The organism is Magnetococcus sp. PR-3, from assembly GCF_036689865.1.
Lineage (GTDB): Bacteria > Pseudomonadota > Magnetococcia > Magnetococcales > Magnetococcaceae > Magnetococcus.
In genome coordinates this window covers 27985-50633 of the sequence record NZ_JBAHUQ010000032.1, presented here as the reverse complement: position 1 = coordinate 50633, position 22649 = coordinate 27985, and the positions used below count along the sequence as shown (strand labels likewise).

At 50.2% G+C, this 22649-nt stretch carries 15 protein-coding genes and 1 tRNA gene; 7 read left to right on the top strand and 9 right to left on the bottom strand.

The annotated features are described in order from the left end of the window. Nucleotides 1-1670: 1670 nt before the first annotated feature. A tRNA-Phe gene (locus V5T57_RS16280) sits at nucleotides 1671-1746 on the bottom strand. Between the two features lie 92 nt (nucleotides 1747-1838). On the opposite strand from V5T57_RS16280, the gene prmA reads away from it, so the two are divergent. The 6 genes from prmA to V5T57_RS16250 all read left to right on the top strand — a co-directional run bounded on the left by prmA (nucleotide 1839) and on the right by V5T57_RS16250 (nucleotide 8059). After that, nucleotides 1839-2738, top strand: coding sequence for a 50S ribosomal protein L11 methyltransferase (gene prmA / locus V5T57_RS16275; RefSeq protein WP_332892308.1), 900 nt, complete (start codon nucleotides 1839-1841; stop codon nucleotides 2736-2738). Nucleotides 2739-2838: 100 nt separating this feature from the next. After that, nucleotides 2839-3897 carry an S-methyl-5-thioribose-1-phosphate isomerase gene (gene mtnA / locus V5T57_RS16270; RefSeq protein WP_332892307.1) on the top strand — a complete coding sequence of 353 codons (1059 nt, stop codon included), beginning with the start codon at nucleotides 2839-2841 and terminating at the stop codon, nucleotides 3895-3897. Between the two features lie 218 nt (nucleotides 3898-4115). Further along, the gene (locus tag V5T57_RS16265; protein ID WP_332892306.1) at nucleotides 4116-4868 is read left to right on the top strand and encodes a motility protein A; all 753 of its coding nucleotides are present in this window, start codon (nucleotides 4116-4118) and stop codon (nucleotides 4866-4868) included. Nucleotides 4869-4919: 51 nt separating this feature from the next. After that, nucleotides 4920-5690 carry an OmpA family protein gene (locus V5T57_RS16260; protein ID WP_332892305.1) on the top strand — a complete coding sequence of 257 codons (771 nt, stop codon included), beginning with the start codon at nucleotides 4920-4922 and terminating at the stop codon, nucleotides 5688-5690. Nucleotides 5691-5872: 182 nt separating this feature from the next. Further along, the gene (locus tag V5T57_RS16255) at nucleotides 5873-6475 is read left to right on the top strand and encodes a PilZ domain-containing protein (protein WP_332892304.1); all 603 of its coding nucleotides are present in this window, start codon (nucleotides 5873-5875) and stop codon (nucleotides 6473-6475) included. Nucleotides 6476-6490: 15 nt separating this feature from the next. Continuing rightward, entirely contained in the window at nucleotides 6491-8059 is a 1569-nt protein-coding gene (locus tag V5T57_RS16250; protein ID WP_332892303.1) for a hypothetical protein, read from the top strand. Between the two features lie 416 nt (nucleotides 8060-8475). On the opposite strand, the gene V5T57_RS16245 is transcribed toward V5T57_RS16250, so the two are convergent. The 7 genes from V5T57_RS16245 to V5T57_RS16215 all read right to left on the bottom strand — a co-directional run bounded on the left by V5T57_RS16245 (nucleotide 8476) and on the right by V5T57_RS16215 (nucleotide 17317). Then, nucleotides 8476-11316 (bottom strand): FAD-binding and (Fe-S)-binding domain-containing protein, encoded by a 2841-nt coding sequence (locus V5T57_RS16245; protein ID WP_332892302.1) that lies wholly within the window; start codon nucleotides 11314-11316, stop codon nucleotides 8476-8478. 14 nt (nucleotides 11317-11330) lie between these two features. Next, nucleotides 11331-11990, bottom strand: coding sequence for a LutC/YkgG family protein (locus V5T57_RS16240; RefSeq protein ID WP_332892301.1), 660 nt, complete (start codon nucleotides 11988-11990; stop codon nucleotides 11331-11333). Then, on the bottom strand, nucleotides 11983-13407 hold the full coding sequence (locus V5T57_RS16235) for a LutB/LldF family L-lactate oxidation iron-sulfur protein (RefSeq protein ID WP_332892300.1): 1425 nt from the start codon (nucleotides 13405-13407) through the stop codon (nucleotides 11983-11985). The genes V5T57_RS16240 and V5T57_RS16235 overlap by 8 nt, the downstream gene beginning before the upstream one ends. Next, nucleotides 13397-14152: a (Fe-S)-binding protein gene (locus tag V5T57_RS16230; RefSeq protein WP_442918229.1), complete on the bottom strand. Its 756-nt coding sequence runs from the start codon at nucleotides 14150-14152 to the stop codon at nucleotides 13397-13399. The genes V5T57_RS16235 and V5T57_RS16230 overlap by 11 nt, the downstream gene beginning before the upstream one ends. Before the next feature lie 15 nt (nucleotides 14153-14167). After that, nucleotides 14168-15553: a TRAP transporter large permease gene (locus V5T57_RS16225; protein ID WP_332892298.1), complete on the bottom strand. Its 1386-nt coding sequence runs from the start codon at nucleotides 15551-15553 to the stop codon at nucleotides 14168-14170. After that, nucleotides 15553-16137: a TRAP transporter small permease subunit gene (locus V5T57_RS16220; RefSeq protein ID WP_332892297.1), complete on the bottom strand. Its 585-nt coding sequence runs from the start codon at nucleotides 16135-16137 to the stop codon at nucleotides 15553-15555. Before V5T57_RS16220 ends, V5T57_RS16225 begins: the two co-directional genes overlap by 1 nt. Before the next feature lie 124 nt (nucleotides 16138-16261). Continuing rightward, a complete protein-coding gene (locus tag V5T57_RS16215) occupies nucleotides 16262-17317 on the bottom strand; it encodes a TRAP transporter substrate-binding protein (protein ID WP_332892296.1) in 1056 nt (351 codons plus the stop codon). 366 nt (nucleotides 17318-17683) lie between these two features. Between V5T57_RS16215 and V5T57_RS16210 the strand changes: the two genes are divergently transcribed. Next, the gene (locus V5T57_RS16210) at nucleotides 17684-18481 is read left to right on the top strand and encodes an FCD domain-containing protein (protein ID WP_332892295.1); all 798 of its coding nucleotides are present in this window, start codon (nucleotides 17684-17686) and stop codon (nucleotides 18479-18481) included. A 210-nt stretch (nucleotides 18482-18691) separates the two neighbouring features. On the opposite strand, the gene amt is transcribed toward V5T57_RS16210, so the two are convergent. Continuing rightward, on the bottom strand, nucleotides 18692-22486 hold the full coding sequence (amt, locus tag V5T57_RS16205) for an ammonium transporter (RefSeq protein WP_332892294.1): 3795 nt from the start codon (nucleotides 22484-22486) through the stop codon (nucleotides 18692-18694). Nucleotides 22487-22649: the final 163 nt, after the last annotated feature.

Here is a 22649-nt window from a genome sequence, read left to right as displayed (position 1 = left end):
TGGTATTACGGTAGTTGCGAGCATCCCCCAAAGTTGGTTTTTTGGGGTAAATACGTGGTGCAGGGCTGCCTAAACTCGGTTTATCATAAGGAGATCTCGCGGGAATAGGATTGTAGGTACCCGTTGCATAGTTATAAGAGCCTGTAGCAGGCCCATAGCCTTTATGAGTCCAGCTATAATCGTTACCTTCATTATAATAACCCTGAGCATACACAGGCCCCACCACAAACAAAAACAGAAAAAACATGAATGACCTAGCCATACCACACCACCTTTTGTTGTTTTGGTTGTATTTTGGCTATTTTCACCTCGTGTGCTACAGGAGTCAAGTCCATTCCTTACAACTTTTAGCGTTTCTCTCAAAAAAACAAAAACTCTTTGACATGGTACTCCATCAACATCATCAGAATTATTCATGATATATCTCATATATAACGCTAAAAACAGAGGACTGGAAAAAACTAAACCTCAAAAAAAAAAACATCTTAACATCTCCACCCTCGACGCATAATAGTGCAGGGACGACTCCACACACACCAAGGAAGGCATTGATTATTTCATCCGCAGTTGAAATGTATCTATCGTGGAGACATGGTCCATTTTCATCCATAAAGAGACCAGTTCTACGACAAGAAATATGACCTCGTCTTTTTTGCATCACGCTGCACGAGCCCTACGGCTTAGCTGACCATACCGGCTACGATAAATTGACCGTGATGAATACATGGTAAAAAATCTACATTGTGTTCATTAGGTCAGTTCCTCGTATTTAGACCACAAACAGTGGCAGACCTTATGAGTTTTTGTTGTATTCCACCCTCCCATCATGACACGCCCGGGGGCCCGTTCGAATCATCAACAACAATCGCTTACACGCATTACCTGCCCCGTCCACTTTTACTTGAAGGGTATATTTAGGCATAAAGCCCTTTGTGCCTTTATTTCAGGTTTCTGGTATGCACCTCACGCAATATAAGTTTTGCAGGTTCACCATCTCTGGCCTTTCTGGAGTCGTGCCGAATTGAATGTATACGGCTTATCACAACACCCTAGATCGTTCATTTTTAAGTATCAGGCAGAACAACATGTGAACCATTCTCAGTGAACGGTAGAATATTGGGACCTTCAATCTCTTAACTTTGCCATCCCTCCCTACCCCAGAGCATTTTTTCAATGACTTACATCTACCACCTAATCCCCATCTCAGCTTCAGCCCATAAAAAAACCCTCCACGATGAGAGGGTTTGATTTAAGGTGTTTTAGCAACGTTTTATAGCCTACAGGCTAAAGCATTGTATCAAGAGTTCCTCATCCACCTTCTGTTTCTCTATCGCCACCCGAGTGACCTTATCAGCAGTGTCTTTTCCAACTTCCCGAATAAAGCTCAGCGGTTTACGGTGTCATCAAGCGTTTGCAAAGTTCACTTACATGCTTAATTAGCCCTTTTGCTGATGCCCGACTGTAAACAGACTTCAGCCCCCCTCCATACGAGAAAAAAGGCATCCATATTGTGCCCATTAGCCCTTCAAAACAGCTAAACATCCAACGACCCAGCAACCAGATCTAAACCGCTATAATTTTCTCAACAAGACACGAAAAAGCCCTCTCAGAAAACACTGAGAGGGCTTTGTATACATCGTCCTGATTCGATCTTCAGGAATATTCTCAAGTGGTGCCCAGGGGCGGAATCGAACCACCGACACGTGGATTTTCAATCCACTGCTCTACCGACTGAGCTACCTGGGCATAATCTTCAACCGTGTCGTTTAAGACCGTGTTGCTTGAGGTGGATAAGGTTATAATGCGCCACTCTCTTTAAGTCAATAAGGAAATTCACAATGTGGTCACTTTCTTTTGAAATACCTGCCATACATAGCGAACAGGTTAGCCAATGGCTCATGGATCAAGGCAGCATGGGAGCCTCTATTGAAGATATTGGCGATGCCCCTGTATTTGATCAGGGCGGCACCTTTGAACGCTGTCTGATCCATGGTTTTTTTGATGAACAACCCTCGACCACAGAGCTGGAGATCCCCCTACACCTACTCTTGCAATCCTTAGAGGTTGCACAGATGCCAACCCTTCAATGGCAAGAACAGCAAGAGCAAGATTGGCAAAATGCCTGGAAAGAGAATTTTCATCCGATTGAGGTCGGTGAAAAACTACTCATCCTCCCCTCTTGGCTGGATGCACCCCAAGACAACCAACGCATTGTGCTGCGCATCGATCCTCAACAAGCTTTCGGTACGGGGGGGCATGAAACGACCTATGGTTGTTTAGAGCAGCTGGAAAAACAGTGTCAAAACCACCCCCCACACACCATGCTGGACCTAGGTACCGGCTCTGGCATACTGGCTATTGCTGCACGTAAACTTGGCATACCCCAGGTTACCGCCACCGACAATGATCCCGTCGCTGTCGAGACAGCCCAAGAAAATGCCCGCCTTAATGGCATAACAGAAGGCTTAGATATTCTGTTAAGCGATACCGTCCCAACCCACATTCAAGCTGATCTGGTAACCGCGAACATCCTGGCACCTGTTATTGAATGGATGCTTAGCCAAGGGCTTAAGCAAAGCATACAGACCCAGGGGCATTTACTGCTTTCTGGCATTTTAGCTGGTGAACAGGCCAACAGCATCCGCCAAGCATGCCACACCCACCAATTACAGGTTACAGAGCCAATCCACACCTATGGGGATTGGGTGGTTATGCATGCCCAGCACAGCAGTGATTGACCCCTGGCACGATGCAGGTTAATTTGCACCGTTAGCTTGACCATAAAGACCGTTCTAACGGTCCTCTTTCTAAGCATTGAATGCAGCTAAGGAGTAAGGCATGAGTATCTTTGATGTGGCGGTCTGGGATGAAAATGAGGGACATGTGCGCATGCTTGACCAGCGCCGCCTACCCAATGAAGAGCTCTACCTAACCTACAAAAGTGCTGCTGAAATGGCCGTAGGGATTCGGGATATGGTCGTGCGCGGCGCCCCTGCTATTGGGTGTGCGTGTGCCTATGGTGTGGCGGTTGAGGCCAAACGCATCGCCCAGAATGGTACACCAAAAAACTGGGCAGAAGCGATGGCACCAGGTATGGAGACCTTACGTCAAAGCCGCCCCACAGCGGTGAACCTGACCTGGGCACTGGAACGCATGGCCCCCCTTTTAGAAAGCACCGCAGCGGAACAGGTTCCCCAGCGCCTTTTACAAGAGGCTCATGCCATTCGTGAAGAGGATATTGCCTCCTGCCGCGCTATGGGGGTTCATGGTGCCAAGTTACTGCCGGTAATCAAAGACCGTCCGACAGTTATCATGACACACTGCAATGCTGGGGCACTGGCCACCGCAGGGTATGGTACGGCCTTAGGGGTTATCCGTGCAGGGCACGAAGCTCAAGCGGGTAACTTACGCGTTATAGCCAATGAGACCCGCCCTTACCTACAAGGTGCACGTCTGACGGCATGGGAACTGATCAGAGATGAGATTGACACCACCCTTATAACCGACAACATGGCAGGGTGGCTCATGGCCAATGGTGAAGTCGATGCCATTGTTGTGGGTTCTGACCGTGTGGCCGCCAATGGGGATGTCGCCAATAAGATCGGTACCTACACCCTGGCTGTACTGGCCAATCGCCATCATATTCCTTTCTTTGTCGCAGCACCGCTCTCAACCGTCGATCTTCGCTGCCCGACAGGTGCGGAAATTCCTATTGAAGAGCGGCCCTCTGAAGAGGTCACCCACTGCATGACAAAAAACAGTGCCGCACAAGGTGTCAAGGTCCGCAACCCAGCTTTTGACGTGACACCAGCGGAACTTGTAACAGCCTTTATATCGGAAAAAGGGGTCGCTAAAGCCCCGAATAAGGAAAAAATTGCAAAGCTTTTCCAGATTTAACCGATCATAAGGGAAGGATGGTTCATGGCATTTTGACTTTTGCACCTTCTGTGAGTTATGCCCAAAGCAGCCTCCTAGGATGATTACAGGGTTGATGTGGAGGTTGCCCTCATCAATTACGCAGTTTTGGCACGCATTTCGCTTATAAAACGGCGCACAACCGTTTTTTGTCAACGTTCCGGCGCTCAGACCGTCCGGGGGGTGAAAGGGATACCGTTATGGATCTGGCAACAGTCATCGGCATTGTCATGGGTTTTGCCCTGATTCTCATGGCCATCATGCTCGGTGGTGATTTGGTAATGTTTATTAACGTGCCAAGTCTTCTCATCGTGATCGGTGGTACCATTGCCGCCATGTTCATTAAGCATAAAATGAGCGATGTGTTCGGCTCAGTGGGCGTCGTTATGAAGGCCTTTCTGGTCAAGCCTCAGAACCCTGAGCAGACCATTGGCCAACTTATCGACATGGCAAACATCGCCCGTAAAGATGGTATCCTGGCACTTGAAAAAGTGAAATCAGAAGATGCCTTCTTACAAGGTGCTGTTAACCACTGTGTGGATGGCGCGGATCCAGAGTTCCTGGAAAGCGTTCTCCGCAAGGACCTGGAATACTTGGCCAGCCGCCATGGTCGTGGTGTGGCGATCTGGGAAGGTATTGGTGAAACTGCACCAGCCTTTGGTATGATCGGAACACTGATCGGCCTCGTGCAGATGCTTGCCACCATGGATGACCCCTCCTCGATTGGACCAGCGATGGCGGTTGCGTTGTTGACCACCCTGTACGGTTCAATCTTCGCAAACGTGGTGGCCATTCCTCTGGCGGTTAAGCTGCAGATGTACAGTGCCGAGGAACAGGTGGTACGTGAAATTATCATCGACGGCATGATTGGCATTCAGAAAGGGGTTAACCCCCGGATGCTGCAAGAAGCCTTGAAAGCGGCTCTGCCCCCCAGCCAACGTGATGCCGATTGATTCTTGTTGAGTCAACCTGGATAAGAATCAAGGTCAAGGAGGCCACGAGGGATGGGTAAGAAATGTCCACCATGTAAAAAGGGCGCACCGGGTTGGATGGTAACCTTCGGGGATTTAATGTCCCTGTTGCTGACCTTCTTCGTGCTACTGCTCTCTTTTGCCCAGCTTGATATCGTGAAGTTTGAGAAGGTCTCAGGCTCCATGAAGGATGCCTTTGGTGTGCAACGTATTGAGCAGATCAACGCCATCCCCACCGGTAACACCATTATTGCTCCGGAGTTTGCCAGCGAGATGGTTCTGGTGCAGCTGCGTGAGAAAGTTGAAAATGTACTCGGTCCACTGGTTGATAATGGCGAAGCCGAACTCAGTAATGAGCAGGATGGCTTTGTCATGCAGGTGGATAGTGATAGCACCTTCCACCCTGGTACATTGCAGTTGAAGGAAGAGTTTCAGACTAAATTGATGGAAATCGCCAATATTCTGAACACCCATCCTGATACCCGTAACAATAAAATCCGTGTCATCGGCCATACCGATACCACGCCCCCTCCTGGTGGCCAGTACCCCACCAACTGGGCACTCTCTGCGGCCCAAGCGGCCTCGGTGGTCGGTTTTTTGACCAACCAGGGAGAAGTTGACCCCATTCGTATGGAGGTACGTGCCCAGGGCGAGGTTACCAATAAGTACGACAACGCCACAGAAGAGGGTCGTTCTAAAAACCGTCGCATTGAAATCTTAGTCTCTCGTGAGACGGTTCCGACCATTCTGGATGATTATGCGGATGATGAGACCTTACAAGGCGCACAGGACCGCATGCAATAACGGGCCATTCAGAACACGATATTCCTGATAAAAAGGGCCATGCGGTTTAACTGCATGGCCCTTTTCTCTTATAAATATACATAACCCACCATTCACTGCTTGTGATGGCTTGGCAGTCGGGTTTGGATAGGGTATTCTCCGATCTAGATTGAACGTTCATATAAGTCGGAGTTCCCACATCCATGGCGGATAAAGCTTCACAGTCCCAACAACAGCGTGAATTTGTACGCATTGATGATCTGTTGCCTCTCGCATGGCAACGCGTCGAGCCCGAAGCTTACGCCAAAATTTTTGAATATTACCAAAAACACAATATCTTCCCCCCCAAACAAGGTGGTGTGGGAGAGGTTTTAAAAACGCTGGATATTGAGGATATGCTACAGGATCTGGAACGTAGCGATCCCAACCTGTCACATATCCTTGGCCGCTTAGACCAAAAGCTAAACTTACTGCTTAAGCTGTTTCATCCCAATGATGATGATCTGCCAATGGCACTGACCCCTGTAAATTTAAGCGGGGGCGGGTTGGCTTTTTGGGAGCAAGATCCACCTCTTGAGAGCGGTACCATTATCCAAATGCGCCTTTCCTTATCGGAAGATGCTCTGTTTATTGTGGAACTCTTTGCCCGCGTTATTGTGGTCATTCCCAACGACCGGGATGGTATGACACGGGTAGCTGTAAAATTTGATCCTGTCCTGCCTAATGATAGAGAACAGATCATTCAACATATCTTCCGTCGCCAGAACGAACTCCTGCGCTCCAAAAAGGGCAGAAAACGCGCCTAACTGAGGGCAGACTCTATGTCCCACCGCTCCAAACAACTTGCAGCAGCTGCAAAACGCATAAAAGGTCACAAAGTGGCCTATGAAATCCCAACAGGCACCCCGTTCTGGTGGAAGCGGCTAACCCGACGTGAGATGGCCGCACGTATGCGTGTCTTTAGGGATGATGGACGCTTGCGTTTTACCCGCCTAGGGGTCTCCAGAGATATCCGTAAACTGCTGGCCAATGAAAAACCCATTCAATCTTCCCCTGGACGTTCTCAGCGAACGGATGTGTTTTCTGCACTGGACCATAAATTAACCCTGCTGTTACAAGGGGCCTCCCCAGCACCACCACAGACGGTTGTACACCGCCTGCCTGATGCAGCCATGATTACGGGAGAGGGGTTGATTTTTAAAGAGATCTCGCCGCGTCTTAAGGCTGGAGATTATATAGAAATACAGTTTGCCCTATCGAGTTCCCCCCCCATCTCCTCCCACGGCTATCTTGAGGTGGTAGAGGTCAGCCCCGATCCGGCTGATGCAAAACGCTATAATATTGTGTGCTGCTATGCCACCAGCACCTTCCCGGAGAAAGATGCCCCAGAGCCTGAGCCCGAAGAAGAAGAACCCGTACCGCCACCAACACCTGCACCTGCGCCTGAGCCTCCCCCTATAAGCGCTGCCGAGCAGAAAAAGCGTCAAGCTTACCGGGTGAACGACGATGTACCGTTCCGTTGGCGTGTTGTTCGTGATGGTGAGTTTGGCCAAATTGAACGTTATTTTAAAGCCAACAACCGTAATTTCCCACCGCTGCGCCAAGACCAGAGGTTTGATGGTTACGATAAAATGTGGGCTGATACACATCCCAGATTTCGTACCCCTAACCCTAAGGGGCATGCTGCCTTAAGTTGGATGTTCCGTCAGCTGACTCTACAATATAAACGGGGCAACCACCCTCAAGAGATGGACTTTACCTTAGAGGTCCTCAAACAGGTATTAGAGCTGGGAGAGATCCACGCCAGTAATTTTAGCAGTAATCGAATTAACGAAATGCTGGGACTGGTCAAACGCAAATTGGAGTTTATCGCCAAGAAGGATGAGGCTTATATCTCTGGTGAGACCGAGATCCACCAAAAAATGATCGCGAACCTGGTTCAAGTAGAAAAAAAACTGGCGCAAGTTGGAGAAAAGCTGGAAATGCAGGAGGGCAAGGTGGGTACAAAAGTACACTATCTCTCCGAGAACCTAGACCGTATGGATATTAGTGATTCGGATTTCCCAGAAGCGCATGAAGATGCTAATGCAGAGACCCTGCTCTACCCTGTTAACATCAGTGCCACCGGTATTGCCTACCGCACCCATAAGAAGAACCTTGCACAAGGTAGCTTTGCAGAACTACAGGTTGATCTTTCCGATGATGGTACCAACTGGATCACTTGGCGGGCCTTTGCCAAGCTGGTCATGATTAAAGGCCCTGACCCCAGCATGAACTACCGGGTTGCCTCCATGCTCCTGTTGCAACCACCGGGCATGGAAGACGCGGTCATGGCCCATATTCTGCGCAAACAGCGTGAAGAGATCGCCAGCGACAAGGTACTGAACTGATTGAGCCAAATAAACGGTCCAACAGCATAGGCGGGCTCACCTATTAACCGTGTGATACCACAACATGCCCAGTCACCGAGGAATACCCCCTCTCCTTCGCCCGCTTCCGAGCGAGTAGGTGCAACCATAACGCTCTAAACGGTATAAACGCCGTGGAACCACTGGGCAAATGGTCACAACACCATTGATCCTACGCCCCAACTACAGAGCATAGCGTGCGTTTTGCACATAGAGCTGGGTGTAAGCAGACCCTTAAAGGGCTGGACCTTAAATCCCACCTTAGAAATAATACAGACCTTAGGTTTAACCCGTCGAACGCCCCCCCCCTCTACTTGACAAAAAAATCCCCATGGCCGTTTAGCCATGGGGTGTGAAGCTTTGTGTCACCAGGGAGATGAGCAAACAGGCCCCTCTTCTTAGTTAGAGGTTTTAGCCTGAGTTAATCGGTCCATCAGGACGGCAATATGGTTGTAAGGTATACCAGCATGGCTGGCTAACCCAATTTGACAGGTCGGACTGGTCGAGAACCCCTCTTTCACTGATTCTGGAATCTCCTGTCTAATTTTTGCCAAGGCAGATTGGTTCAACTCAGGCTGGGTAAACCCTTTATCTCCCGCAAAACCACAACAGGTGACAGAAGGTGGCTGAATAACTTTATTGGCCAGCGCTTTTGCCAATACTGTTAACGTATCGGCCAACCCCATACGCCGCGTACTACACGTTACATGTAGCGCAATGGCATCCTCTTTTGACACAACCTCTACGTGGGGTAAAACCTGCTGAGTTAAAAAGGTAACCAGATCAACCAAATTGGGTAGCTTTTGCCCCACACTACGCTGCAACCGTAATGTACAGGGGCTTACATCCTGGATCACAGCCATACGATCACCGCCAGCGGCTATTATCGCATCTGCCATAGCAGCTGCTTTCGCATCCGCCAAATCCGCAAAACCTTTACTCTCAAAGGGCATACCACAGCAGTGTTGCTCTAAAGCTTCAGGGACAATAACCTGATAACCAGCTTTGTTGAGTAACGATACCACCACCTCTGGAAGAGGTCGGGTCTCTGACCCATCTGGGTCTGCACCAAAGGTACGGCTGGCACAACTGGGTAAATAGAGAACCGGCCCAAGCGGGAAATCTTCAGTACCAACCGACAAAGGTGGTACCCACTGGGCCGGTCCAGGCAGGCTTGCAGGAACGACGGGGGATCGTTCACCACTCACCTTACGAAGCGCCTTGCTCCACCCTTCAATCCGCTTACCACCCAACACTTTTCTGGTCACGGATGAAGCAGACAATCCAACTTGAGTAGCCTTCTGTACGGTACTGTAGTGGTCCGCACTCCACTGAGCTACCCGGTGAGCTTTGGCTGACTGTTTACGACCCCTTAATGATTTAATGAGTGCGCCCGCTTCAATTCCTACAGGACAAGCCGTTGAACAGAGACCGCAGGCGGCACAGGTATCCATACCTTGATAGGCATAACTCTCCTGCATAGCCCGAAGGGTTTCTTCATCACCACCTTCAGACTGTAGACGGCTGATCTCACGCCACCCAACCACCCGCTGCCGGGGTGTCAGGGTTAAATTTCGGCTGGGGCAAACAGGCTCACAAAAACCACACTCGATGCATAAATCCACCAAAGGGTCTGCTGCAGGTAGGGGTTTTAAATTTTTCAGATGAACGCGACGGTCACTATTCAAAACAACCCCAGGGTTAAGTAACCCTTGAGGATCCAGCATATGCTTGATGGTATGCATCAATTCGGTGGCCTGGGCACCCCACTCCAGCTCCACAAAGGGTGCCATATTGCGGCCGGTACCATGTTCAGCTTTTAAGGAACCATCAAACCGATTTACAACAACATCACACACATCATCCATCAGAGCGGCATAACGATCGACCTCTTCTTGATGGTTGAAATCTTGTGTAAAAACAAAATGTAAATTGCCAGCCAAGGCATGCCCAAACAGTACAGCTTGGTGATAACCGTGTTTATGAAACAGCTCGGTCAAGGTGCGAGTGCCAGCCGCCAGATGTTCTAGGGGAAAAGCGACATCCTCAATAATAACGGTTGTGCCGTTCTCACGCACACTACCTACTGAGGGAAATAACCCCTTACGTAAGTTCCACCAACTTGCACACTGGTCAGGATCGGTTGAAAAAGCTGGGGCATCCCTTGGTCCTGTCCCCTTGAGCAACGCTGTAAGCTGATCGATCTGTTGCTGTAATTGTTTGGCGTTCGGAGCGCGGGTTTCAACCAACAATGCTGCCACTTCGTCATCCAGTTTATGCAACCCTTCGGGCGCCCCACGCTGATCGGCAACGGCTCCCAACCCTGCCCGGTCAATCAACTCAGCCGCATCCACTGGCGCTTCTTTAAGTAGGGTCACGGCATGGCAGGCTGACTCGATATCAGGATATAACAACATCACTGTGGCTTTATGGGCATACTCGGGCACGGTGTGATAGGCCATTTCTGAAACAAAACCCAAGGTACCTTCCGAGCCAACCATCAAATGCTGCAGTATCTCAATGGGATCCTCAAAATCCACCAACGCATTCAAGCTGTATCCTGTGGTGTTCTTGATCGCAAATTTATGGCGGATCCGATTAGCCAGGGCATGATCTTGCCTGACCTGTTCAGATAAATCCTTAATAGCCTGCAACAGATCACCATGGCTCTCTTTAAAAGCTGCGACACTGTTGCTATCCCGACTATCCAGTACAGCACCATCAGCCAACACCAAACGCATACCCGCAACGGTATGGTAACTGTTCTGGGCGACACCACAACACATGCCACTGGCATTATTGGCAACGATTCCCCCAATTTTACAAGCGTTGATTGAAGCGGGATCTGGTCCAATTTTACGCTGGTAGGGTGCCAAAATTCGGTTGGCTTGGGCACCGATAACACCGGGACCAAAGTGGGCAATTTTCCCTTCATCTTCCAGGTAATGCCCACCCCAACCACGCCCTAAAACAGCCAAGACACCATTGGTCACAGCTTGACCTGAAAGTGATGTACCGGCGGCACGAAACGTCACCGGCGCATGGTGCTGACGGCAGGCTTCCAATAAGCGCAAGACCTCCTGCTCACTCTCTACCCATACCACCAATTTAGGGATCAAACGGTAAAAACTGGCATCGGTGCCATAAGCCAAGGTGCGTAAACCATCTTGGATCAGACGCGAAGCTGGAATGTGTACTTTAAGGTCGGTGTAGAGTGCCGCCGTATCAAACTCGGACATGACGCCCCTTCCCTTCAATGACGCGAACAAACCATCAAAACAATCAAACGCTTGGGCCCATGCACCCCATGGACAAGTGTTTGCTCAATATCTGCAGTTTTAGAGGGACCTGAGATCAGTAAGGCATTGGTGGGTAATCCTTCTTCAACCCAACCTTCATCCTGCATCATGGTCCATAAAGAGTCCTGAATGGTCTCCTCATACAACAGCGCCACATGGACTGGTGGCACCAAGGAGAGTGTTCGGGGCTCCTGAGGGGTCGGCCAAACAATCAAACCACCTGGATCAGCCACAGCACCATGTACCGTGGTAAAGCCAGCATCGGCCAAAAAGAGCCGATCTTTGAGACCCTCTACCGGCTGATCAAACGGCATTAGAGTGTGTGGTGCCATACCAGATTGCTGCAAAGCTGGCAACTGAGGCATCTTTGCCCCATGCCAAAGCTGCTTCCACCCTTCCTGGGCCACCAACTTGGCCAAGACTTGCGGCCAATCATCTGGGGATGTACGGATTACTTCAGTACGTTGCGCTTCCATGGCCGCAACAAACCGAGCTGTACGTTGCTCTGGTGTTGTACGGCTCTGCTCCATAATGCTATTGGAAGGCTCCAAAACCGGATGACGACCTGCGGAACCTTGCAAGCGTTTAAGGATCGCTTCTCGGGCATTACTCATGGTCAACTCCAATCTCATGTAACCTTTGATGGAGCGGTTTTTGTGCTGGTTTAGGGGGGACGCGAACCCGGCTCCATACCCGTAATCCGGGTAACCAACTGGGGATGGCCCATCGAAAGCTGGCTGCCAAACGTGCCATCACGCGGTATCGCCAAGGGCTAGCATGCAACCAGAACCAAAGATTCCACCCCACACTTTCGCTTGTAGAGCCACCACCACACCCTTGAATAGGCACCTCACCACACTTGGCTTTCTGGGCACGCAAATTGACCAACATTTTACCAATGGGTATGGCCACCGGGCACACCTCAGCACATCGCTGACAAAGGGTCGAGGCACCCGCATGATCAGGGTACTCATCCAACCCCTGCAACTGTGGTGTAAGAATTTTACCAATGGGACCCGGGTAGACGCCTTGGTAAGCGTGCCCCCCGATCCGCCCATACACGGGACAGTGGTTCATACACGCCCCGCAGCGGATACACTGTAAAGTAGCCCGTCGTTCGGGGTCTTCATAAATACCAGAGCGGCCATTATCCAACAGCACCAGATGAACCTCACGCGGACCATCCAGCTCTCCTTCTTTACGTGGAGAGGAGATCATATTGACGTAGGTGGTAATGGGCTGGCCCGTTGCTGAACGCGTTAACAGACTTAGAAGAGGCGGCACATCCTCTAGTTTTTCCACCACTTTATCAATACCGGTTACCGCAATGTGCATATCCGGTACCGTGGTGCTCATGCGGCCGTTACCCTCATTTTCAACCAAAACCAAAGTGCCCGTTTCAGCCACAGCCATATTAACACCGGAGATACCAGCATCGGCCTGGGCGAACTTCTCCCGTAAGACCGTACGGGCCATGGCTGTTAACTCTTCAGGCTCTTCACTATAGGGCGCACCCGGAATTTTCTCCTGAAACAGCTTGCCGATTTCATCCCGCTCCTTATGGATACAGGGCATAATAATGTGCGATGGTCCTTCACCGGCCAGCTGGATAACATACTCCCCCAGGTCACTCTCTACCACTTCAATACCATCGCGCTCCAAGGCACCATTCAGGTGCATCTCCTCGGAAACCATGGATTTACCCTTAACCACAGATTTGGCTTTGGCCCCTTTAAGCAGCTCAACGATGATACTGTTGGCCTCATCGGTGGTCTGTGCCCAGTGGACCTGTATACCATTGGCAATAAGCTTCTCTTCTAGCTGCACCAATAGCTCAGGCAGCTTGCTCAAAGCCCTTTGCCGGGCATTTTCACCACGGGCACGCAGGGCATTCCAGCGATCGACATCCACAAACTGAGCGGCCCGCTTCTCCATCAAGCCATCCATCGCCCGACGCAGGTTACTTCGCAGGCGCTGATCAGCTAGTGCCTTTTGGGCTGCACTGGGAAAATCTACGCGCTCACTCTGCATGGGTCCGCTCCCATAAAAATTCGGCAATATGGGTCCCACTAACGCGAGATTGAGTATGTTTGAGATGCCCATCAATGTTCATTAAACATCCACAATCCCCAGAGACCAGCTTGGTTGCTCCGGTCGATTCAGCATCCTTCACCTTATCTGCAACCATCGCCTCAGAGAGTTCAGGTCGGCGCACCGCAAAGGTTCCCCCAAAGCCGCAGCACTCTTTTTCACGCTGCAAGGGGCTTAGGGTAACCCCCGTGAGTTGGTTCAGTAGATGCTTAGGCTCATCCACCACCCCCATCTCCCGTTGACTGTGACAGGAGCCATGCCATGTGACCGATACAGGCTGACCTTGATCTGTTAGCTCAACGTTCAATACATGCACCAAGAACTCGGTCAGCTCAAAAGTACGGTTCGCCAACTGATGGGCCTGGACCTCATATGGCGTACCCGCCAGCAGTTCAGGGTAGTGTTTACGGATCATACCAGCACAGGAGCCTGAAGGCAGGACCACCGGCCAATCTTCCGGAAAAACACTTAATTGTTGAATGGCCATGGCCCGAGCCTCTTCCAACCGACCATTGCTATAAGCGGGCTGCCCACAGCAGGTTTGGTTTTTTGGATAGACCACCCTCACCCCTTCCCGCTGCAGCAACTGCATACCACACAGTCCCGCTTCGGGGTAGAAAAGCTCCACCAAACAGGTGGCAAAAAAGTAGACCTCTTTCGGTTTTTTTGGATAGTTCCGCCCCATCATATCCCCCTATCCTTAGCCGTAGGCCATGGCCGGCAGCCAAGTCACCAGTTGTGGAAACATAATCACAATGATCAGTCCCAAAATCTGTAGCAGAATAAAAGGTATCACGCCTTTATAGATATGGCCCAGCTTCACATCCGGTGGGCAGACCCCTTTGAGATAAAAGAGACTAAAACCAACTGGCGGGGAGAGAAACGACGTTTGAAGTGTTAAAGCCACCAGCATAACAAACCATACTACCTGGGGATTATCCACCACACCAAACCCATCGACCGGAAGATCCAAACCACCAACAACAGGGGCCACCAGGGGTAGTACAATCAAGGTGATCTCAATCCAATCCAAAACAAAGCCTAACAGAAAGACAATGAAGAGGATAAAGGCCACAATACCGTATGGTCCAAAAGGTAGACCATTGAGGGTGGATTCAATTAACTCATCCCCACCCAACTCTCTTAACACCAGGGCAAATACTGTGGCACCGATAAAGATGGCAAAGATATAAGCCGTGGTTGTAAAGGTGGCATGGGAGACTTCACGAAGCACCTTAAAGCTCAGGTTGCCATTAGCCCATGCTAACACCGTTGCCCCTAAAGCACCGACACCACTGGCTTCTGTTGCGGTCGCAATACCACCAAAAATGGAACCCAAAACAGCGAAGATTAAACCAACCGCAGGTAAAATGGAGATAAAGACATTCCACACCACCGCCAAAGTCACAGGTTCTGCATCATCAGGAATAGGCGCTTTACTGGGGTTTAGATAACTGAAGATCAAGATGTAACTGATATAAAGGCCACCCAACATCAAACCAGGGATCAGCGCCCCCATGAACAGATCGCCGACCGACAGCGCCAATTGGTCTGCCATAATGACCAGCATAATGCTTGGGGGAATTAAAATACCCAACGTACCTGCACCAGCCACGGTCCCCAAAGCCAAGCCTTTGTCATAGCCCTGTTTAAGCATGGCTGGTAGCGAGAGCAGCCCCAACAACACCACAGAGGCACCCACAATTCCGGTGGATGCGGCCAGAATAACCCCAATAGCTGTGACCGTAACAGCCAAGCCACCACGTACCCGGCCAAACAGTTCCTGCAGGGCTTTCATCAAACGCTCAGCAATGCCGGACTCATCCAACATCAAGCCCATAAATATGAACATCGGTAGGGCCACCAACACCCAGTTGTCCATCACTTTATAAATTCGGTTCACCGTTAAACCCAGGGTCAGGTAATCCAAACCTGTGGTGGCATCCCAATAAATATCGGCAATATAGCCCATACCGGCAAATAGAATACCAACCCCCGCCAAGACAAAGGCGATGGGAAAACCAGAGAAGAGCAGGAAGACAAAGGTGGCAAACATACCTACCACCAGCATATCGTTGATTTCCATTACACTTCTCCTCGCTTAAGCAGCGTGAAATCACGAATTAAGCGTGAGACAGCTGCCATAATCAACAGTCCAAAACTAAAAGGAATAACCCCTTTGATAAGCCAACGCATGCCCAACCCAGTGGGTGCGTCTGACCGTTCACTCACCCGCCAAGCTTCGTAGACAAAGTCTAAGCTGTGGTGAAAGACAATGATGGCAAAGGGCAGTAGAAAAAGAAGAATACCGACAATTTCAACAATACGTTTCCACTTGGGGGAAAAACGTTGATGCAGTACATCTACACGGATGTGGGCATCCTGGGTCAGGGCATAGGGTATCCCCAGCATCATGGCGCCAGCGTAGAGGTGCCATTGCAGCTCCTCGAACACAACCATGCCCATACTGAAGCCATAGCGCAGCACCACTTGGGTGATGATCACCAGGATCAGAACCACATTGAGCCACCAAGCCAGTTTGCCAATGTTGATCACCACAGCATCCATCTTATCAGCAATGGCCACATGGGTGGTTTCAGGATGCTCCCGAAGCTGATCAACTTTTTCAGCGACATGGGGGTGTTCTAAGGGTTTGTCAGGTTGGGACATGATGCCTCTCCCAGATCAAGCGTTTGGAAAGATCGCCGCACCCACACCAGGACAGGGAGTGCGGCGATCCAGGTCCGTGCACCATCGCAAGTATGGTGCACGGTTCGTCTAGGCCGTTTGCAGATTAACGACGGGGCAGAAAGGCGTTTTGCTTCCAGAGCTGGTACCCTTCACGGAAGGTACTCAGATCTTTCCAAGCTTTGGCAAAGAAAGCATCTTTCTTCTGTTCTTCGACCACATCCATCCAGGCTTCATGGAAGGTGGCCAACATACCTGGGGACCAACGCATGATCTTTACGCCATTTTTAGCCGCGTTCTCTTTCATCGCATCAAACTGGCTGTATTCGGCTTCAGCAATGGAGTCGGCCATAGAGGATTTACACACGGCCTCAACCTGAGCTTGCTGGGTTTTATCCATGCTCTTCCAGGTTTTTTTGTTAATCAGCAGTTCAAAGACTGTGGCTTGCTGGTGCCATCCAGGGAAGTAGTTATATTTAACAACCTTATGAAAACCAAGACGCTTATCCACGGCGGGCTGAGAGAACTCAGTCGCATCAATGGCTCCTTTTTCCAGCGCAGGGAAGATCTCACCACCTGGCAGCAGTGAGGTGGAAACACCCAGTTTTTCCATAACCTTGGCACCAAGGCCCATAAAGCGCATGCGAAGACCTTTTAAATCTTCTGGCTTTTCAATCGGTTTAGCAAACCAACCTGAAGTCTCAGGCGCGATAATGGCACACGGTGTAACATGGACGTTATATCCAGCTTTGTCGTACATCTCTTGATAGAGCTTACGACCGTTACCGTAGTAGAGCCACGCCATGTACTCACCAGACTCTGGACCAAAAGGGATGGCAGAGAACAGAGGAGCTGCGGGAATTTTACCAGCCCAGTAGGCAGCCGTAGAGTAACCCGCATTGATTTTTCCTGAGCTGACCGCACCCAGGATTTCAAAAGCAGCAACCAGCTTGCCGGGTTCATAGATTTTCATCTTCACACGACCATCAGAGATCACTTTAAGCTGCTCAGCCACCCGCTTAATGGGGGTTCCCAGTCCGGGCAGGCTGGTTGAGAGCGCCACAGGCACCTTCAACAACACTTTTTTACCTTTAGCCTGCACAGGCCCCGCAACGGAAGCGGCCATCACGGCGGCCATACCGATTACCATCAACTTCTTCATGAGATCATCCCTCACTTGAAAGGTTCTGGATCATTGTTATGACCATACGCCACCCCAACAACCCCCTGAATCACCATTCCTACCGATCAATTACGGCTAAATCGATATTTATTCGCTGTATGCGTGCCACCAACGTTAATTGGTTTGACCAAAACCGTCAATGGTAATATCATTTTACCAGCATCAAAAAATCAGATGGCTACGCATCGACAGCGTCTAAACCCTGTGGTAACCTAGGTTTCACACATTTTAAGTTGATGTGAGAGCGTGGAAGATTTACACATTTTCAGGGCTTCACCACCTGAAACAGCATGCTGTTTGGACAACTTGTTTGACACGGGTCAAGCACCCGCGGAGGCTTTTTTTATGAGTTATGAACCCATTCGTCAGGCAAAAATTAGCGATACCATCGCCGAACAACTGGAGAGCCTGATTACCGAGGGCGTACTGGAGCCTGGTGAAAAACTCCCCCCTGAAAGAGATCTTGCCCAACAGCTAGAGGTCTCCCGCCCCTCCTTAAGAGAAGCACTGCATAAACTGGAGACCCAGGGCTTTCTTGAAAGCCGACAAGGTGGGGGAACCTATGTCAAACGTATTATTGAGCCCACCTTTACCGAACCCCTTGTACAGCTGTTCAGCACCACACCGCGGTTGGCGCATGATTATGTGGAGTTTCGTCAATCCCTGGAGGGAATGGCCGCCTACTATGCCGCCATCCGCGCGACGGAAGCGGATAAAACCATTATGACAGCCCGCTTTGAGGCGATGGAAAAAGCCCATAATTTTAGCGACCCCACAGAAGAAGCAGAAGCTGACGCAGATTTTCACCTCTCCATTGCTGAGGCTTCTCATAATCTGGTGCTCCTGCACATTGTTCGCGGCCTATTTTCACTACTAAAACGCGGGGTCTTTTTTAATAGAAAGCGTCTATACACCCGTAAAGGGAATCGCCAACGGTTACTGGATCAGCACCGTGCTATGTTGGAGTCTATTTTGGAAGGGGATCCAGAAGGGGCACAAGCAGCCGCCCATACCCACCTAACTTTTGTTCAGAATAATATGCGTGAAATGGGCGAGGAAAAAATGCGTGAAGAGTTGGCAGAACGCCGCTTGAAGAGCATGAAAGCTAAACTGGAAAAAAGCATTAAGGGAGAAGATTTGTAGCCCTCTACCCAGTGCTTTCACAGTAAGTTAGAGATTATCTAAGGAAACGCATGAACTATGATAACAGCAGCCACCCTCAATACTTCGGCCCCAACCCCTTAAGGTGACACCTACACACCTAATGATAATGCCAACCCCTTGGTTTAAAGAGATGCCTTGGGTTTAAAGGCAACCGTTGTGCTATTTCAGATCTTGCCACCCTTGACCCAGCTATACATGGATTGGATCAGGTTCTGCCATCGCTTTGTTACAGGGTTTGTATGGTTGCGTTGGCGTTTTATACGCGAGACAAAACGCTTTAAAAGCCTCTGCCTTCATAGGACGTGCAATACCAAAACCTTGAGCCCGATGACATCCAAGATCTTTAAGAAACGCCATCTGCTGTAGATCTTCTACCCCTTCAGCAATCACTTGAATACCCATACCCCTGGCCATTTGAACCATCGCTGTGACCAACGTACGGTTTTGGGCATCTTCAGGGATCCCAACTAAAAAGCGACGGTCCAACTTCAAGGCTTGAATGTTAAGCCGGCTTAACCGCGCCAGTGACGAGTAACCTGTACCAAAGTCATCCAACTCAACCTCAACGCCAAGCTTGGCTAAACTCTCTAATATGGCCCCAGAACTCTCCGGGTCGACCATAAGGCCACTCTCCACAATCTCAATAGCCACTCGGGATGGTGCCAACTCGTAGGCATCACAGGTGGCCATAAGCTGTGAGGTCAACCCGCCCCCCTCAACATGAAACTGTTTTGGCGAAGCGTTAATACTGATGCGTGGTGGTTCAAAACCGTCACCAATCCACTGGCGGATCTGACGAACAGCCATCTCCAAAACCACCTCCCCAACCTGCACGATCAGACCACTCTCTTCGGCCATGGGAATAAACCGATCGGGTGGCATAACCTCACCACTGGGTAAACGCCAACGCACCAATGCTTCAGCCCCTGACAGGCGTCCAGTCGCAACCTCAATTTGGGGTTGGTAAACCAAGAACAACTCCCCCCGACCCAAAGCCCGCTTTAAGCCTTGTTCCAACGCAGCCCGTTCTGTGATCTGCTCATTTAGGGATTCTGTGAAAAACTGTGCGTTATTACGCCCATGATCCTTGGCTTGGTAGAGTGCAGCATCCGCAGCCCGAACCAGAGCTTCATCATCTTGTGCATCATCTGGATACACCGCCACACCAATACTGGTAGAAATATTGGCCTCACCAGCCTTTAAATGGAAGGTGTTGGTCAGTGAGGTAATAATGCCCTCAGCAATGCGTGAAAGATCCTGTCCATTTTGGATGTTCGGCAAAATAACCGTGAACTCATCCCCCCCCAACCGTGCCACCGTATCGCTACTACGCACGGAATCATTAATACGCACTGCCGCTTTCTGTAATAACTCATCCCCTGCTTGATGGCCCAGCGTATCATTAATGGGTTTAAAACGATCCAGATCCAGAAAAAACAGCGCTACCCGCCCTGAAGCACGGTCAGCCTGGGCTAATGCCTGAGTGAGACGATCCTGAAAAAGTCGACGATTGGGTAGACCCGTGAGTTGATCAAAATTGGCTTGCCGCCAAATAATCTCTTCTTGAGCTTTCTGTTCTGTCAGATCTGTAAAAACCGCGATACTATTCTGGGTACTGCCATCTGGACGCCGAACAAGAGAGAGCGAGAGCCGCTCTGAGGCCAAAGCCCCCTGTTTACGCTGGCTCATCACTTCACCACTCCAGTGATCCTCCACGGCCAACGCTTCATCCATCTCTTTAAATAGGTGTTTGTCATAACGTGCTGAAAGCAAATGCTTGAGCTCCAGACCACGAACTTCCCGAGCCTCATAACCAGAGAGCTTACAAAACGCCTGGTTTACCTGCTCCACCCGCCCGGACATATTGAAAATTACCACCGATTCATTGGTACTTTCATAAACCGTAGCCGCCAGACGCAGTGCCTCTTCACTACGACGACGCTCAGTAACATCTTCAATAATGGCCACGACCATGGCACCTTGGCTCGCATCTAACACAATGCGAGAGATCACCATACGGGTCCAAATGGTCAGATCTCGCCCGTGGCATAAACAACGAACTTCACAATTTTCTTGATGAGAGTAACCTTGTATCACGGCATTTAACCGCTGGCTGACCTCTTGCCGGTCCTGAGGGTGTGCCATTTCACTTAAGGGGCCATGGGCTTCTATGCCATGAGGAAGCTCAAACATACGGATCAATGCGGGGTTGGCATCTAAGACCCGTTGCTCAGGGTCAATAAGTGCCATGCCTAAAGCCGCACTTTTAAAGATGGTACGAAACCGCGCTTCACTGGCCTTAATGGCATACTCTGCTTCTTTACGATCACGGATATCGCGGAAGGTACCAATGAGCATTTCACCCTCACCATGAGAGGCACGGGTAATCGCCATTTCCAAAGGAAAGGTCGACCCATCGGGTAGCCGTCCTTCTGACTCTTCATGATGCCCCAACCAGACCCGTTGCATGGTAAGTGCGGGGACAAGGTCGGTCAGGGTCAGGTGTTGAAATGCCTCTCCTGCTCGATCAAAAATCTCTTCAGCTTTTGGGTTATGGGCTGTAATCTGCCCATGCTTGGGATGCATGATCAAGATGGCATCCCCTGCGGTATGAAAAACAGCACGGGTCTTAACCACAGCCTCTTCCAGAGCATCCATGACATGGTTATAACGGTCTGCAATCAACCCAACCTCGCTGAACGGATCAACCTCCGCCCGTAACCCTACATTCCCGGTATCGGCCTGCTCCCTTAACACCCCTAAAAAGTCCGATAGTTCTGTACGGGTACCATGTTCTGAAATATTCAACCCTTGCCACTCTTGCTCAGGGGTCACCCGCATGGGGTAAACACGATTAATGGTACGGAGTAAAAAATAGGGAATAACAAAGGCAACGACACATGCTGCCATGATCCCTTGAAACTGAACCCACAGCTGAGACATACGGCTTAACCCTGTACCCAGCCTGTCCAGATCTCCGAGCAATGCGACTGCGAGCGTACCCCACACCCCCGCCCCGAGATGAACCGGAATGGCACTGACCGCATCATCAATACGATTTTTTATTAACAGCTGCTCAACCAGCATGGCCAACGGTCCAGCCACCAACCCCGCCAGTAAAGCGGCGATTGGACTTAAGGCATGCGCACCAGCTGTAACAGCAACCAAACCGGCCAAGGTTCCATTAATGGCCGAAAGAACGCTGGGATGTTCTTGGTGGAACCAACTCCAGGCCACGCCACCAATTCCCCCCCCAACAGCCCCTAAACATGTTGCCAATACCACCGGCCCAATGCGTTCATCTAAACTTAATGTGCTTCCACCGTTAAAGCCGATCCAACCGAACCACAAAATTAAGGCACCCAAGGCCGTAATAGGTAAATTGGAGGCGGTAATGGGATTGACCGATCCATCTGGATTAAAACGCCCAGTACGAGGGCCAATGACCAACAGCAAAGCCAAAGCAAACCACCCACCGACAGCATGCACGACCGTAGAACCGGCCCAATCCACAAAACCAGCTGCACCTAACCAGCCCAGACTTTGCCCACTGTCCAGGCCGTTCCATGCCCAATGACCAAATATGGGGTAGACAAAAAGTGCAATTAACGCCGAAAGAAACAGGTAGGCTCTAAAACCCAGGCGTTCAGCCACCGCACCAGAGACAATGGTAACGGCTGTCGAACAGAAGAGAGCCTGGAACAGAAAAAAGACCATTTGAAAGGGTTCATTTGACCCCACAGAAAAAGGCATGCCCCAACCCAGCCAACCACTGAGTGAGCTACCAAACATAAGGGGGTAACCCAGGGCCAGAAAGGCGGTCATGGAGACGGAAAAATCCACCAGATTTTTCATCGCTACATTGATACTGTTTTTAGAGCGGGTCAACCCGGTCTCTAGACAGAGAAACCCTGCCTGCATCAATAAGACCAGACCAATTGAGATGGTAACCCAGAGGATGTCCAGCAGTGCTTTATCCAACATAATCTCTACCAAAGAGGAGTGCCGATAACCTTATGGTATAAGGGCAAAGGGCAGGCCAATCCAAAGCAGAGCGGAATACTTTTAAAACAATCTGGTATTTTACTGAATAAACGGATGGTTACACAGGCTAGAATAATCAGGCTATAGACAGAAGCTTGGCTAA

Coding starts and splice junctions, on each gene's coding strand:
- prmA (WP_332892308.1), top strand. CDS start 1,839: ATGTGGTCACTTTCTTTTGAAATACCTGCCATACATAGCGAACAGGTT.
- mtnA (WP_332892307.1), top strand. CDS start 2,839: ATGAGTATCTTTGATGTGGCGGTCTGGGATGAAAATGAGGGACATGTG.
- V5T57_RS16265 (WP_332892306.1), top strand. CDS start 4,116: ATGGATCTGGCAACAGTCATCGGCATTGTCATGGGTTTTGCCCTGATT.
- V5T57_RS16260 (WP_332892305.1), top strand. CDS start 4,920: ATGGGTAAGAAATGTCCACCATGTAAAAAGGGCGCACCGGGTTGGATG.
- V5T57_RS16255 (WP_332892304.1), top strand. CDS start 5,873: ATGGCGGATAAAGCTTCACAGTCCCAACAACAGCGTGAATTTGTACGC.
- V5T57_RS16250 (WP_332892303.1), top strand. CDS start 6,491: ATGTCCCACCGCTCCAAACAACTTGCAGCAGCTGCAAAACGCATAAAA.
- V5T57_RS16245 (WP_332892302.1), bottom strand. CDS start 11,316: ATGTCCGAGTTTGATACGGCGGCACTCTACACCGACCTTAAAGTACAC.
- V5T57_RS16240 (WP_332892301.1), bottom strand. CDS start 11,990: ATGAGTAATGCCCGAGAAGCGATCCTTAAACGCTTGCAAGGTTCCGCA.
- V5T57_RS16235 (WP_332892300.1), bottom strand. CDS start 13,407: ATGCAGAGTGAGCGCGTAGATTTTCCCAGTGCAGCCCAAAAGGCACTA.
- V5T57_RS16230 (WP_442918229.1), bottom strand. CDS start 14,152: ATGGGGCGGAACTATCCAAAAAAACCGAAAGAGGTCTACTTTTTTGCC.
- V5T57_RS16225 (WP_332892298.1), bottom strand. CDS start 15,553: ATGGAAATCAACGATATGCTGGTGGTAGGTATGTTTGCCACCTTTGTC.
- V5T57_RS16220 (WP_332892297.1), bottom strand. CDS start 16,137: ATGTCCCAACCTGACAAACCCTTAGAACACCCCCATGTCGCTGAAAAA.
- V5T57_RS16215 (WP_332892296.1), bottom strand. CDS start 17,317: ATGAAGAAGTTGATGGTAATCGGTATGGCCGCCGTGATGGCCGCTTCC.
- V5T57_RS16210 (WP_332892295.1), top strand. CDS start 17,684: ATGAGTTATGAACCCATTCGTCAGGCAAAAATTAGCGATACCATCGCC.
- amt (WP_332892294.1), bottom strand. CDS start 22,486: ATGTTGGATAAAGCACTGCTGGACATCCTCTGGGTTACCATCTCAATT.